This window comes from Streptomyces sp. NPDC054786 (assembly GCF_053611685.1).
The window spans coordinates 52,317-65,849 of sequence record NZ_JBSHAW010000001.1; the positions used below are offsets into that span (position 1 = coordinate 52,317).

Here is a 13,533-nt window from a genome sequence, read left to right on the forward strand (position 1 = left end):
TTGCACGTTACCCATTGTCAAAGCCGAAGTGGAAACGGCGCTGACCTGCGATTTTGCTTGGATTTCCAAGTAAACCGCGAAGGCTTGGAACAACTCCTGGTCACAGCGTTGCAGGCCGCCGGGACAACGGCACGTTATATCGGTGACCTGGAGCACGGGAAGGGTTGATGTGTGAGACTGATGTGGTGCGCGAAGACGGAAAAATCACGGTATTCCTGCTCGATGACCACGAAGTTGTCCGGCGTGGCGTTCACGAAATGCTGTCGGTCGAGGACGACATCGAGGTGGTCGGCGAAGCCGGTACCGCCGCAGATGCCCTGGTCAGGATCCCGGCGACCCGTCCGGACGTCGCGGTGCTCGATGTCCGGCTGCCGGACGGGAGTGGTGTCGAGGTCTGCCGCGAGATCCGTTCGCAGAATGAGGACATCAAATGCCTGATGCTCACCTCGTTCGCGGACGACGAGGCCCTTTTCGATGCGATCATGGCCGGTGCGGCCGGTTATGTCCTCAAGGCCATTCGGGGCAATGAACTGCTCTCCGCGGTACGCGAAGTGGCGGCCGGGAAGTCTCTGCTCGACCCCGTGGCCACCGCCCGGGTGCTGGAGCGGCTGCGCGACGGCAACGCCGCGAAGGGCGACGACCGGCTGGCGAGCCTCACCGACCAGGAGCGCAGGATTCTCGATCTGATCGGCGAGGGGCTGACCAATCGCGCCATCGGCGAACGGCTCCATCTCGCCGAGAAAACGATCAAGAATTATGTCTCCAGCCTGCTGTCCAAGCTCGGCATGGCGCGCCGCTCCCAGGCCGCCGCGTATGTCGCGCGGATGCAGGCGGAACGGCACTGACACAGCAGGTCGGCAAGCAGGAGGCGGCAACGCCGTGCCCGGCTCATGGCGATTCAGGACCATCGGCCCGGCTCCTCGGGGCTGCCGGCCCCTACTTGCCGACCGGACCCGCCCCGCAAGGTGGTGACATGTCCACCGACGAATACCGTGCCATCGAGCTGCTGAACCGCACGCCCTACGGGCGCGTCTCGGCCAGTCGGCGGGCGCTGCCCTTCACCACCGTCACCCGCCATCTCGTGCTGGACGGGCGACTGGTCCTGCGGCTGCACCGCGGCTACGGCTACCACCAGGCCCTGGACGGCAGCGTGGTCGCCTACGAGGCCGACAACGTCAACAGTGGCGAGTGCGACACATGGTCGGTGCAGTTCACCGGCACGGCCCGGGTCATCGAGCCCACCCCCGCCGAGCGCGAGCTCTTCGGCCGTACCCCCCTGCTGGCCGACGGCGCCCCCTTCGACCCGGTCTTCCTGCGCATCGAGCCGGAATTCGTGACCCTGCACTACCTCACCGATGTGCCGGTCTTCCGCTATGCACACCCTGTGTAAGGCTTTCCGGCACACCCACTCCGACAGGCGCAGTTGATCTAACATCTGGCGCGTGCTGCGCTCATCTGTAGTCCGGACGGCGGCAACGCCCGACAGAGACACCCTCGGATCCCTGCTCCGCCACTACACCGGCGCCGGCGCGCCGCTGTCCTGCGAACCCGTCGCCGAGGGCCTGCTCAACCACGGCTACTTCCTCGCCACCACCCGCGGCCGCTACTTCCTCAAACACCATCTCGACGGCGACCGCGCCGCCCTCACCCGCCAGCACCGCGCCACCCGCCGGCTCGCCGCGCTCGGCCTGCCGGTCGCCCCGCCCGTCGCCGACGCGGACGGCCGGACCGTCACCGTCCTCGACGGCCGCTGCTACGCCCTGCACCCCTGGGTCGAAGGCCTGCACCTGGGCGGCGCCGCGCTGACCTGTGGCCAGTCCTGGCAGCTCGGCTCCCTGCTCGGGCTCGTCCACACCACGCTGGAGCAGGTCATGGCCGACGAGCCGCATCCGCCCCGGCCACCCTGCGCGGACGCCGGCGCCGATCCCGAGCGGACCTTCGAGATGATCGACGAGCTGCTGGCCCTGGCCCGCGGCGCCCGGCCGCGCACCAGCTTCGACGAACTCGCCGAACACCGTCTGCTGGAGCGCCGTGCCCTGCTGGCGCAGATGGCGCACCACCGTCCGGCCCCCGACGCGGAACCCCCGGCGGGCTGGGTGCACGGTGACTTCCACCCGCTGAATGTGCTCTACCGCGACGCGGAACCGACCGCGATCGTCGACTGGGACCGGCTGGGCGTCCAGCCACGCGCCGAGGAGGCGGTGCGCGCCGCCGCGATCTTCTTCGTCCGCCCCTGCGGCACGCTGGACCTGGCGAAGGTGGCGGCGTACGCGCGCGCCTACCGCAGCACCTGCGGAGCCGGCGCCGATGAGCTCGCGGCGGCCGTCCACCGGGTGTGGTGGGAGCGGCTGAACGACTTCTGGATGCTCACCTGGCGCTACCAGCTGGGCGACCGCCGCACCGATCCACAGTTCCCGGCGGCGGCCGCACTGGCCGTGTGGTGGACCCGCGAATACCGGGCCGTACGGAACGCGTTCACCCGCTGAACCGGGGCCGGGCTCCGGTCAGCCGCCCGCACCGAGCGTGGCGCCGCCGTCCGCGCCGTTGCCGGCGGTGGCCCCGCCGTCCGCACCGGCGGTCGTTCCGCCGTTGGCGGCGCCACCGTCCGCGGCACCTCCGTCAGCGGTGCCCCCGTCCGTGGGACCGCCGTCGGACGTCCCGCCGGTGTCGGTGGGCGGCTCGGACGTCGGCGGCTCGGACGTCGGCGGCTCCGAGGTGGGCGGCTCCGAGGTTTCCGGCGTGCTGGGCTGCTCGGTCGGCGGCTCGCTGTACGTGCTGCCGTCACCGCCCGTGCTGCCCGGGTCGGTCTCCGGGGTGCTCGGCTCCTCCGACGGCGGCTCGCTCGCCTTGTCGTCCTTCGTCGGCTTCGGCGACTGCGACGTGGGGGTTTCGTGCTTCTTGTCCTGGCCATCGGTGTTCTGCAGCGCGAAGGCCACACCCATGGCGACGGCGATCACCGCGAGCGCCGCGATCAGCCAGATCTTGCCGCGGCCGCCCTTGGCGGGCCGGGGACCGCCGTCGAAGCCACCGTCGTCGTCCCGCATACCGGACCGCAGAATCGGCTGCGCCGTGGTGCGCCCGGCGTCGGGGTGCGGCAGCGCGGTGGTGGCCGCGGCACCCATGGACGAGGTGTGACCGCCCTCGTGCACCGCGACCGGGCCGGTGCTCCAGGTGCCGGTGTGACCACCCTGCTCATGCAGCATCTGCAGCGAGTACTGGACCAGGCCGCGCATCTCCTCGGCGGACTGGAACCGGTCGTCGGGGTCCTTCGCCAGCGACCGCATGACCAGACCGTCCAGCTCCGGCGGCACCGCGTCGGCGACCTCGGACGGCGCCACCGGCATGTCCTGAACGTGCTGGTAGACGACCGACAGCGGGGTCTCACCGGTGAACGGCGGCCGCAGCGTGAGGAGTTCGTAGAGCAGACAGCCGGTGGCGTAGAGGTCGGAGCGGGTGTCGACGGTCTTGCCGAGCGCCTGCTCCGGGGAGAGGTACTGGGGGGTGCCCATGACCATGCCGGTCTGGGTCATGGTGGACGCGGCGCCGTGCAGCGCGCGGGCGATACCGAAGTCCATGACCTTGACGGCGCCACTGTTCGTGATGATCACGTTCGCGGGCTTGATGTCACGGTGCACGATGCCGTGCTGGTGGCTGTAGGCCAGCGCCTCCAGCACACCGGAGACGATGATCAGCGCCTGGTCCGCCGGCGGCGCGTCGGCATTGAGCAGCAGATCGCGGATGGTGTGGCCCTCGACCAGCTCCATCACGATGTACGGCACGGTGTTGCCGCCGACCAGGTCCTCGCCGGAGTCGTAGACCGCTACCACAGCGTGGTGGTTCAGCCCGGCCACGGACTGTGCCTCACGCGTGAAGCGGGCCTTGGACACCGGGTCCTCGGCGAGGTCGGCGCGCAGCAGCTTCACGGCGACGGTCCGGCCCAGACGTACGTCTTCGGCCGCGAACACCTCCGCCATGCCGCCGCGGCCGAGCCGTCGCGTGAGCCGGTAGCGGCCATCGCCGACCAGCCCACCGTTGCCCCACATCTCCGGTGCGTCGGGGATATTGGAGCCGGTGGCGTCAGGATCGGACGGGCCCTGGGGGCTCTGCGTCGGTGCCATCGGTCCTCGCCGTCGAATCGATCCGCATGAGAGCGGTAAGGTCATCGGTCTTCGCTAGAGCACGCTACAGGCTCCGCGGCATCCGCCGGTCCGTCGTGGACCGGCCATCAAACCTGCCGGAAGCCAAATGCCGCAAGTTCACCAGGGGTAATGAGGCATGCAAAAGCCTCATGGCCGTGACGGGATCTTGCACATCTGGTCACGGAACGGGCACACAGCTTGACGTGTCCGAGGCCTGGGGCAGACTTGGCTGCGGAATTCCAGAATTTTGATCGTTATACGTACGGGCAGTGCGCCTAGGGGGAAGCGGAACGATGAGCCAGGACGGCGCTCAGGGCCAATTCGAGGGCCGTTCGGTCGGCGGAGGACGTTACCAGCTTCGTGATCTTCTTGGTGCCGGTGGCATGGCCTCCGTGCACCTCGCTTACGACAGCGTCCTGGACCGCGAGGTCGCGATCAAGACCCTGCATACCGAGCTCGGCCGCGAGCAGGCCTTCCGTGAGCGCTTCCGGCGCGAGGCCCAGTCCGTGGCGAAGCTCACGCACACCAATATCGTCTCGGTCTACGACTCCGGCGAGGACGAGCTCGACGGCGGCATGGTGCCGTACATCGTCATGGAGTACGTCGCGGGCCAGCCGCTGCGCTCCGATCTGGACAACGACATCGCCCAACATGGCGCGATGCCGACGGAAAAAGCCTTGAAGATCACGGCCGATGTGCTGGCCGCGCTCGAGGTCAGCCATGAAGTGGGCCTGGTCCACCGGGACATCAAGCCCGGCAACGTCATGCTGAACAAGCGTGGCGTCGTCAAGGTCATGGACTTCGGCATCGCCCGCGCGATGCAGTCCGGCGTGACGTCCATGACGCAGACCGGCATGGTCGTCGGCACCCCGCAATATCTGTCGCCCGAGCAGGCCCTCGGCCGCGGTGTGGACGCCCGCTCCGACCTCTACTCCGTCGGCATCATGCTCTTCGAGCTGCTGACCGGTCAGTTGCCGTTCGACGCGGACTCCCCCCTCGCCATCGCCTACGCCCACGTCCAGGAAGAGCCCCCGGTCCCGTCGAGCATCAACAGCTCGCTGCCGCCGGCCGTGGACGCACTGGTGGCCCGTGCGCTGAAGAAGAATCCCAACGAGCGGTTCCCCACCTCCGAGGCGATGCGGGACGAGTGCCTGCGGGTCGTCGGATCCGGGCAGTCCGGGGCGACGCCCCTGATCATCGGCGAGGGCCCGCGGGCGCGCACCAGCGGCTCGTCGGTGTCCTCCGCGGTCTTCCCCACCGCTTCCGGCAACCTGCAGACCCCGCCTCCGCAGAGCGTGCAGCAGCCGTATCAGCCGACCCAGGCCGCCGGATTCGGTCCTTCGACGCCCCCGCCGCCGAACAACGCCTACCCGACGCCCACGCCCGGTCCCATCCCGAGGCCTGCCCCCTTCAACTCGGGTGGCTACCAGCCCCCGCCGGCGTACAACCCGCCGCCGCCCGTGACGGCCTCGATGCCGCCGGCCGGTGGCCCCCGCCCGCGGAAGAACAACACCGCGGTGATCGTCGTCTCGGCGATAGTCGGCGTGATCGTGGTCACCGCGATCGCGATCGGCATCGGCCTGAGCGCCGGCTCCAGCGATGACACCGGCGGTGACATCACCCCGACGTCGGCGTACTCCGACACCACGTCGGCGTCGCCCACCGAGAGCGTCCGGCCCGAGGACAAGACGGCGACGATCCTGGCGTCCGAGTGCACCCACCCGACCAAGAGCTACAGCGACAAGGGCAAGATCCTCATCCCCTCGTTCCGCTTCAAGAATCTGGACTCGGTGAAGAAGTGCATCGAGGCCGCCGGGTGGAAGTACAAGATCGTCGGGCAGGAAGACAGCTCGATCTGGGGCAAGAACACCGTCACCAACCAGACTCCGGCCGCCATCAGCTGGTGGTACCCGAGCAAGGACTCAACCATCGAGCTGACCATCTCGACCGGCCGTAGCGGCTGACGGCAGACGGCCCACCCGGGCCGTCCGTGGACAGCGGAGGGGCCGGCACGCGGAATGCGTGCCGGCCCCATCTGTGTATTCCGCGCGTGGTGCGCCGGCTCGACCGTGACGGCCCTGGGACAGCGTTAGAGGTACGGGCCCGAGCGGGCACCGCCCTGGCCGGGCGCGCCCTCCTCGGCGTCCATCGGAACGGCACCGGGCGGCAGCGCACGGCGCATCGACTCCAGCTGGGCACGGGCGGCCATCTGCTGGGCGAACAGTGCGGTCTGGATGCCGTGAAAGAGGCCCTCGAGCCAGCCCACCAGCTGGGCCTGGGCAATCCGCAGCTCCGCATCCGTCGGCACCGATTCCTCGGTGAACGGCAGCGACAGCCGCTCCAGCTCCTCGACCAGCTCGGGGGCCAGCCCGTCCTCCAGCTCCTTGACCGAGCTGGCGTGGATCTCCTTGAGCCGGACCCGGCTCGCCTCGTCCAGAGGAGCGGATTTCACCTCCTCCAGCAACTGCTTGATCATGCTGCCGATGCGCATGACCTTTGCAGGCTGTTCGACCATGTCCGTCACGGGGGTCTCACGGGGTTCGTCGCCTTCGCCCCCGCTGCCGGAGCCGGTGCTGCCGAGCGCCATGCCGTCCGGGCCGACCACCAGGACGTGCGGATTCTCCTGCGACCGTTCATTCATCGGCATATCCATGCCGCCATTCTCTCGTACGAGGGGTCATGAAGGGTGGTGCCCCTGAGAGAAGGTGATCCACCCTTCTGGACGGACTCGGCTGCCGTGGTTTCACGTGAAACAACGGATTCCCACCGTTTCACGCGAAACCACCGAAATCAGCTCCGGCGCAGCCGAAGGGCGAAGAAGGCCAGACCCAGTCCGGTGAGAGCGAGGCCGGCGCCCATCGGAAGGACCCGCTCGACCGGTGCGTCCGGGGCTTCCATGGCGTAGGGGCTCGCCGTCGCGGCCACTTCGCCATCCGCACTGTCCGGTACGGAACGCGCCTCGTCCTCGGGGTCAGCAGGGGTCGGGAGCGGCGGCAGCGCCTCGTAGGAGCGCTGCGTGAGCCGGTCCGCGACATTCAAGCGTCGCGCGGGCGACGGCCGTGCCGAGGTCCCCTGTGCCGCATGGGATGCGGATGCCGAGGGCTTGGGGTGCTTGGGCGCCGGGGTGCGCCGACCGGGTCGGGGGTGCGCACGGTCGACGTCGGGCGAACTCGTCCCGGCGGACGGCCCATAATGACCGCGCCCCGGGAAGTCCGCGCTGTCGTAGTCGGGCCCCGGGAGGGGGTACGGAGGGCCGGCCGGCCCGATGAAGGCAGGGCTGAACGGGTGATGCGGACGGTGGTGCCACCGTCCATATCCGCGAGGCCCACCGAAGTGGTGGTGCGAAGGCCGGTGCGGGTAGCCCGGAAAGGCGTCCGACAGGCCGGGGAAGCGCGGCGGCAGCTCCGGGAGGCGCGCCGGGGCCCCCGGGTGACCAGGGTGGTCCCGGTCACCCCGCCCGTCGACCGGGCGACGGTCGGCCGCAAAGTCGTCGGACGGGTAACCGTCGAGCCCGTAGTCGTCGGCCCCGGCTTCTTCCTGCGCATAGTCGTCGTCGGGCTGATCGCCGGGGCGGGCGAGGTGCGGATGTCGGTCGACCGGTGTGCCCCGCCGGTCCGCAGCCGCCGCTGAGGTGACCCCTATCGGAACGGGCAGGACGACGGCGGCCACCAACAGACCGCTGACAATGCGCGAACGGAAACCTGGAGCGACCACATGCCCCTCCCGTGCCGAGCCGTCGAGTGACCTCCTCAGCGTCACATGTGATGAGATTCACGGCATCTCGGACAGATCAGGCGGGTTACCCGACGGGAACGTGGGAGGAGCGGGGCCGGGCGGCGCGGGCCACGGGGCGGGAGGCCGGCCGGCTCAGACCGTCAGCACGACCTTGCCGACATGCGCGCTTTCCTCCACGATGCGGTGCGCCTCGGCGGCCTCCGACATCGGGAGCGTACGGTCCACGATCGGCCGCACCTGGCCGTTGCTGATCAGCGGCCAGACGTGTTCCCGTACGGCGGCGACGATGGCCGCCTTCTCGTTCAGCGGGCGGGCACGCAGCCCGGCACCGGTGATCGCGGCGCGCTTGGCCATCAGGGCGGCGAGATTCAGCTCCGCCTTCACCCCGCCCTGCAGCCCGATGATGGCCAGCCGGCCGCTGACCGCCAGCGCCTTGACGTTCCGCTGCAGGTATTTCGCACCGATGATGTCGAGGATGACGTCCGCGCCCGTGCCGTCGGTGGCCTTGCGGATCTCCTGGACGAAGTCCTGCTCGCGGTAGTCGATGAGGATGTCCGCGCCCAGCTCGGCACAGCGGGCCAGCTTCTCGGGGCCGCCCGCGGTGACCGCGACCCGCGCGCCGACCGCCTTGGCGAGCTGGATCGCCATGGTGCCGATGCCGCTGGCACCGCCGTGGACCAGCAGCGTCTCGCCGGGCCGCAGATGCGCGATCATGAAGACGTTCGACCAGACCGTGCAGGTCACCTCGGGCAACGCGGCGGCCGTGATCAGGTCCAGGCCGTCCGGCACCGGCAGGATCTGCCCGGCGGGGACGGCGACCTTCTCGGCATATCCGCCGCCCGCCAGCAGCGCGCACACCTCGTCACCGACGGCCCAGCCGTGCACGCCGGGACCGAGCTCGATGATCCGCCCCGAGCACTCCAGCCCCGGATACGGGGAGGACCCGGGCGGCGGGTCGTAGAAGCCCTGGCGCTGGAGCAGGTCGGCGCGGTTCACGGCGCTGGCCACGACCTCGATCAGGACCTCGCCCTCGGCGGGCTGCGGATCGGGCACGTCCGCCCAGACAAGTGCTTCGGGGCCGCCGGGCTCGGGGATAGTGATCGCTCGCATGGGCGCGAGGCTACTCGCCGTCCGCGTACAGGGCGACGGTGCGGGGGCTCATGACTACCGCCGGGTCGGCCACCGGCCCCCGGATGAAGTGCGGTTATTCATCCGCCCGAGGCACCGGGTCGACGCCGGTGCGAGGCAACGGGGCACCTCTTCGGGGTACTCGGGCGGGCCACGGCGCGACGGTGCCGGGCCACGGCGCGGCGCTGGGGCCCAGCCTTTGCTTTCTCCGGTACGACTTGCCACTCCACCGGGTGAGCACCCCGTCATTGCCCTGCAACCGCCCCGCTGCCGGCGATATCAACGCTCCATGATCAAGACGACGGCTCGCGCCTTCGCCGGTGCAGCGGAGTCCTGCCGCCGGTCGCCGGCTCCCGCCGCGGCTACGCACGCACGGGTGCCTGCATCCCGGAGCATGGGAGGCATGTTTCCTCCACAGACCGCCGCAGAGCAGGCCGTTCCGGGAGCGTCGACCGGATGAGTGACGAGCAGCAACCGCGCCGCGGGACCGACAGATTCGCCATCCTCCGCTCCCTCTGGTCCCGCACCCGGACCGAGGCCAAGGACGACACCGAGGCCGGCCGCTCCATCGTCATGCCCGCCCAGGACATGGCACCGCCACTCCAACAGGTCCTGCGACGGCTGGTGATGGCGCTCGGCGTGCTGGCGCTCACGACGCTGCTCGTATGGCTCGACCGCGCCGGATACCGCGACAACGCCCACCACCAGGTCGATTTCCTCGGCGCGGCCTACTACGCGACGGTCACCCTCTCGACCACCGGCTACGGCGACATCACTCCGGTCAGCGACGGCGCACGGCTGATCAACATCCTGGTCATCACGCCGCTCCGCGTACTGTTCCTGATCATCTTGGTCGGCACCACGCTCGAAGTCCTCACCGCGCGCACCCGGCACCAGGTACGTATTCATCGTTGGAGGTCCCGCATGCGAGATCACGTCGTCGTCATCGGGTACGGGACAAAGGGCCGCCACACCATCGAGACCCTGATCGGCCAGGGCGTCTCGAAAGAGAAGATCGTCGTTGTCGATCCGCAGAAGACGGTCGTGGACGCCGCCAGCAGTGACGGCTTCGTGGGCGTGCACGGCGACGCGACCCGCTCCGACACCCTGACCAGGGCCGAGTTGCAGCGTGCCGCGCGCGTTGTCGTGGCAACCCAGCGGGACGACACCGCGGCCCTGGTCACGCTGACGGCGCGGCAGCTCAACAAGCACGCCTCCATCGTGGTGGCGGTCCGCGAGGACGAGAACGTACCGCTGCTGAAGCAGAGCGGCGCCGACATGGTCATCACGAGTTCCAGCGCGGCGGGACGGCTGCTCGGTATGTCCATGGCCAGCCCGTACGTCGGCACGGTCCTGGAAGATCTGCTGACCTACGGGAGCGGACTGGATCTCGACGAGCGGCCGGTGACGAAGAGCGAGGCGGGCCGCTCCCCCCGCGAGCTCGGTGATCTGGTGGTGGCGGTCGTACGGGGGCACCGGGTGCTGAACTACAGCGACCCGCAGGCCGCGACGCTCGAACTCACCGACCGCGTGATCACCATCAGTCAGGCGGGGCCGAGCAGCTGACGTGTGCGCGGGCAGAGGGTGCGCGAAGGGGGCGGCGGGCCGAGCGGAGGACGGGACCCGGGCCGACGAGCGACGTGGCGGCAGGCACGGCAGACGGCCTGCGCCCTGCCCTACGCGCGCCCGGGGGCGGTCCAGCCCGTTGATGCGCCCGGCGAACCCGTCGAGGAATCCGCGGACCAGCCTGCCGACGAGCCGGCCGACCAGGGAAGTTCCAGGAGTTCGAGCTCGGTGCCGCGCTCCGCGCCACCGGGCGGGACGACGGCCAGCGCATCGGCGGCGGCGATTCCGCGCAGCATGGCAGGGCCGTGGAAGTGCAGCGGCGCCGCCATCAGGCCGTGCCGTTCGTCATCGCGGTAGACCACCGGAACGATCCGGGTGTCCTGCGGATGCCCGTGGACGGGGGCGGCCAGCGGCGTCCGGTACGGCGCGGCGGGCTGGCGCGCGGCGAGCGTACGGAGCAGCGGTTCGGCGAGCGTGACCAGGCCGGAGACCGCGGCGAGGGGGTTGCCGGGCAGGCCGACGAGATGCCGGTGCGCGGCCAGGCGGGCAAGCAGCATGGGGTGCCCGGGGCGGACCGCAACGCCGTCGACCAGCACCTCGGCGCCCAGCCGGCGCAGGGTGGGGTGCACATGGTCGACGGGGCCCGATGCGGTGCCGCCGGTGGTGATCACCACGTCGGCGGTGGACTCCGCAACGGCGGCATACAGGGTGTCGGCGTCGTCGGCGAGATGGCGCGGCGCGGCCGCCTCGACGCCCAGCGCATGCAGCCACGGGGCGAGCATCGGGCCGAGCGCATCGCGGATCCGGCCCTCCTGGGGCAGGCCGTGGTCCAGCAACTCATCGCCCAGCACGAGCACTTCGACGCGCGGCCGGGGGTACGCGGTCAGCTCGTCGTAACCGGCCGCGGCGGCCAGGCCGAGAACGGCGGGGGTCACCAGGGCGCCGACGGGCAGCAGCTGGTCGCCGCGGCGGCACTCCTGACCCCGCGGGCGGATGTCCTGACCGGGCGGCGCGGGCTGCGGTGCGTACAGCCGCCGTCCGCCGTCGCTCAGCTCACGGACCTCGCCGTGCTCGCTGCGCAGCACGGCGGTGGCACCGGACGGCACGCGCGCACCGGTGGCGATCGGGATCGCATGGCCGTCGTGGAGCGCCTCGGTCGACGCGTGACCGGCGAGGATGCCGGGAGCGGGACCGGCCTCGGGTGCGTCGGCGGGGTGGTCGACGCGCCAGGGGCCGGGGCCGGATACCGCCCAGCCGTCCATCGCCGAGGTGTCGAACGACGGCAGATCGGTGAGCGCGGTGAGGGGCGCGGCGAGCGTACGGCCGAGCGCGGCACCGAGCGCCGAGGTCTCGGGCGTGGGTGGGCCGGCTGCGGCGCGCTCCGCGATGCCCCGGGCGGTGTGCCAGGGGAGGTTCAGGGGAGCGGGGGAGGTGGGAGCCGAGGGGGCTTCGGGGCCGGCGGGGCCAGAGGGGCGGGAGGCGCCGGAAGAGCTGGAGGTGCTGTTTCCGGAGGCGGTGGGGTCGTCGGGGGAGAAGGGATCGTCCGGCGTGTAGGGGACGTCGCTTCCGCACCAGGTGGCGGAGGAGGCGGCTGCCGTGGCCTCGTGGGCGGCATACGGCAGGCTGACGGTCGTGGGCTCGGCCCCGCCCTCGGCCTCGGGCCGTACGCGCATCGGCGCCGTTGCGTTGGCCAGCGCGAGCGCCTCCTCGAACGGGTCGCGACGCCCGTCGCCCCTTGTCTCGCCCTCTGTCCGGCCCGCCGTGCCGCCGGGCTTCCCGTCGAACTCGCCGTCGGTCATTCCGCGGGCTTCGATTCGGTACCCGTGCCGCCGCCGGCCTCCGCCGAGCCGGCGGACTCCTCGGCCTCCGCCGCCCAGCGGTTGGCCAGCGCGGTGGCCCGTGCGGTCAGCTCCTTCACGTCCCGGCCCTGTTGGCCCGCCGCGTAACCGATCAGGAAGGTCGTCAGCGGTGCGGCCGGCCGGGCGACGCCGTGCGCCGCGTCCCGCGCGAGATCGAGAAGCGCCGCCGTGTCGACATCGAGTTCGATGCCCAGGTCGGCCTTGACTGCGGTGATCCATTCATCCAACACGTTTCCATGCTCCCTGATACGGGCGCGCGCCGCGCTGATGTCTTCCCAGGTGTCGCAGTCGAAGGATGCCGTGGTCGTGACGTCCGGGACCCGTTCGAGCAGCAGCCCTTTCACCAGGGCACGCAGCGGCAGACCGGCCAGAGTGCCCTGTTCGGCCCGTACCCGCGCCAGCTCACGGCGCAGCGACTCGGCCCGATAGGCGGCCACCAGCGGCTGGTCCCGCCCCGAGGCGTCCTGGAGCATCGCCCCGTCGCGCGCCGCTTCACCGCCGCGGGGCGCGGAAACGCCGTGGGGCGCGAAACCCTCACGGGGCGCGGAATCGCCGTGGGGTGAACCGCCGCCCGGCCCGGCGGCGGCCGATTCCGTCGCCGCCGCCAACAGGCTCTGCACGGTCGCGGCGGTCAGGAACGGGAGGTCGGCGGAGAGGACGAGCACCGTCGGGGCGGTGGTGTGCCGCAGGCCGGCGTCGAGTGCGGCGAGCGGACCGCCGCCCGGCGGGTCCTCAAGGGCGCGGACGACGGCACGGGTGGTCGGACGGTGAGGGCCGACGACGACGGTGAGCGCCGTATCGGGGCAGGCGGCGAGCACCCGGTCCAGGAGGGGGCGACCGCCGACGGACAGGGCGGGTTTGTCCGCCCCGCCGAGCCGCCGGGCCGCGCCTCCGGCCAGCACGATGGTGTCGTAGTCGGTGAGGTCGTTCACCCCTTGAGTATCGCCGGGGCGAAGCGGATCACACCGGTGCCGGAGCTGCGGCAGCTGTCAGCTCCGCCACAGCGGACGCAACGGCCCCGGCCGGGGAGGCGCACCCGTCACACACGCCGCGGGCTGCCACCCGCCTTGCCGCGGTCACCGCCTTCACCGCCGCCACCGGCTGAC

General features: G+C 71.0%; 12 protein-coding genes. 6 read left to right on the forward strand and 6 right to left on the reverse strand.

The genetic code is table 11. The annotated features are described in order from the left end of the window. Positions 1-185 precede the first annotated feature (185 nt). The 3 genes from ACWGI6_RS00220 to ACWGI6_RS00230 all read left to right on the forward strand — a co-directional run bounded on the left by ACWGI6_RS00220 (position 186) and on the right by ACWGI6_RS00230 (position 2,486). Positions 186-845 (forward strand): response regulator, encoded by a 660-nt coding sequence (locus ACWGI6_RS00220; protein WP_453265728.1) that lies wholly within the window; start codon positions 186-188, stop codon positions 843-845. Between the two features lie 128 nt (positions 846-973). Beyond that, positions 974-1,390 (forward strand): pyridoxamine 5'-phosphate oxidase family protein, encoded by a 417-nt coding sequence (locus tag ACWGI6_RS00225; protein ID WP_453265417.1) that lies wholly within the window; start codon positions 974-976, stop codon positions 1,388-1,390. A gap of 52 nt (positions 1,391-1,442) precedes the next feature. Continuing rightward, positions 1,443-2,486, forward strand: coding sequence for a phosphotransferase (locus ACWGI6_RS00230; protein ID WP_453265418.1), 1,044 nt, complete (start codon positions 1,443-1,445; stop codon positions 2,484-2,486). Positions 2,487-2,504: 18 nt separating this feature from the next. Here ACWGI6_RS00230 and ACWGI6_RS00235 read toward each other — a convergent pair whose 3' ends face one another. Next, positions 2,505-4,118, reverse strand: a complete 1,614-nt coding sequence (locus tag ACWGI6_RS00235; RefSeq protein WP_453265419.1) for a protein kinase domain-containing protein — start codon at positions 4,116-4,118, stop codon at positions 2,505-2,507. Between the two features lie 314 nt (positions 4,119-4,432). Between ACWGI6_RS00235 and ACWGI6_RS00240 the strand changes: the two genes are divergently transcribed. Continuing rightward, the gene (locus tag ACWGI6_RS00240) at positions 4,433-6,103 is read left to right on the forward strand and encodes a protein kinase domain-containing protein (protein ID WP_453265420.1); all 1,671 of its coding nucleotides are present in this window, start codon (positions 4,433-4,435) and stop codon (positions 6,101-6,103) included. Between the two features lie 125 nt (positions 6,104-6,228). Here the strand turns inward: ACWGI6_RS00240 and ACWGI6_RS00245 are convergent, their stop codons facing one another. Together ACWGI6_RS00245 and ACWGI6_RS00250 are read right to left on the reverse strand one after the other, a co-directional pair. Beyond that, entirely contained in the window at positions 6,229-6,792 is a 564-nt protein-coding gene (locus ACWGI6_RS00245; RefSeq protein WP_453265421.1) for a bacterial proteasome activator family protein, read from the reverse strand. 137 nt (positions 6,793-6,929) lie between these two features. Further along, positions 6,930-7,178 carry a hypothetical protein gene (locus ACWGI6_RS00250; RefSeq protein WP_453265422.1) on the reverse strand — a complete coding sequence of 83 codons (249 nt, stop codon included), beginning with the start codon at positions 7,176-7,178 and terminating at the stop codon, positions 6,930-6,932. 390 nt (positions 7,179-7,568) lie between these two features. On the opposite strand from ACWGI6_RS00250, the gene ACWGI6_RS00255 reads away from it, so the two are divergent. Next, on the forward strand, positions 7,569-7,769 hold the full coding sequence (locus ACWGI6_RS00255) for a hypothetical protein (RefSeq protein ID WP_453265423.1): 201 nt from the start codon (positions 7,569-7,571) through the stop codon (positions 7,767-7,769). A 237-nt stretch (positions 7,770-8,006) separates the two neighbouring features. On the opposite strand, the gene ACWGI6_RS00260 is transcribed toward ACWGI6_RS00255, so the two are convergent. Beyond that, on the reverse strand, positions 8,007-8,984 hold the full coding sequence (locus ACWGI6_RS00260) for an NAD(P)H-quinone oxidoreductase (RefSeq protein WP_453265424.1): 978 nt from the start codon (positions 8,982-8,984) through the stop codon (positions 8,007-8,009). 474 nt (positions 8,985-9,458) lie between these two features. Between ACWGI6_RS00260 and ACWGI6_RS00265 the strand changes: the two genes are divergently transcribed. Next, positions 9,459-10,568, forward strand: coding sequence for a potassium channel family protein (locus tag ACWGI6_RS00265; RefSeq protein ID WP_453265425.1), 1,110 nt, complete (start codon positions 9,459-9,461; stop codon positions 10,566-10,568). Positions 10,569-10,678: 110 nt separating this feature from the next. On the opposite strand, the gene ACWGI6_RS00270 is transcribed toward ACWGI6_RS00265, so the two are convergent. Together ACWGI6_RS00270 and ACWGI6_RS00275 are read right to left on the reverse strand one after the other, a co-directional pair. After that, entirely contained in the window at positions 10,679-12,367 is a 1,689-nt protein-coding gene (locus ACWGI6_RS00270; protein ID WP_453265426.1) for a molybdopterin molybdotransferase MoeA, read from the reverse strand. After that, positions 12,364-13,359 carry a DUF6457 domain-containing protein gene (locus tag ACWGI6_RS00275; RefSeq protein ID WP_453265427.1) on the reverse strand — a complete coding sequence of 332 codons (996 nt, stop codon included), beginning with the start codon at positions 13,357-13,359 and terminating at the stop codon, positions 12,364-12,366. The genes ACWGI6_RS00270 and ACWGI6_RS00275 overlap by 4 nt, the downstream gene beginning before the upstream one ends. Between the last annotated feature and the right edge of the window lie 174 nt (positions 13,360-13,533).

What these genes read in the sequence shown, in the direction of transcription:
- ACWGI6_RS00225 (WP_453265417.1), top strand. Translation starts at nt 974, where the DNA reads ATGTCCACCGACGAATACCGTGCCATCGAGCTGCTGAACCGCACGCCC.
- ACWGI6_RS00235 (WP_453265419.1), bottom strand. Translation starts at nt 4,118, where the DNA reads ATGGCACCGACGCAGAGCCCCCAGGGCCCGTCCGATCCTGACGCCACC.
- ACWGI6_RS00240 (WP_453265420.1), top strand. Translation starts at nt 4,433, where the DNA reads ATGAGCCAGGACGGCGCTCAGGGCCAATTCGAGGGCCGTTCGGTCGGC.
- ACWGI6_RS00245 (WP_453265421.1), bottom strand. Translation starts at nt 6,792, where the DNA reads ATGGATATGCCGATGAATGAACGGTCGCAGGAGAATCCGCACGTCCTG.
- ACWGI6_RS00260 (WP_453265424.1), bottom strand. Translation starts at nt 8,984, where the DNA reads ATGCGAGCGATCACTATCCCCGAGCCCGGCGGCCCCGAAGCACTTGTC.
- ACWGI6_RS00265 (WP_453265425.1), top strand. Translation starts at nt 9,459, where the DNA reads ATGAGTGACGAGCAGCAACCGCGCCGCGGGACCGACAGATTCGCCATC.
- ACWGI6_RS00270 (WP_453265426.1), bottom strand. Translation starts at nt 12,367, where the DNA reads ATGACCGACGGCGAGTTCGACGGGAAGCCCGGCGGCACGGCGGGCCGG.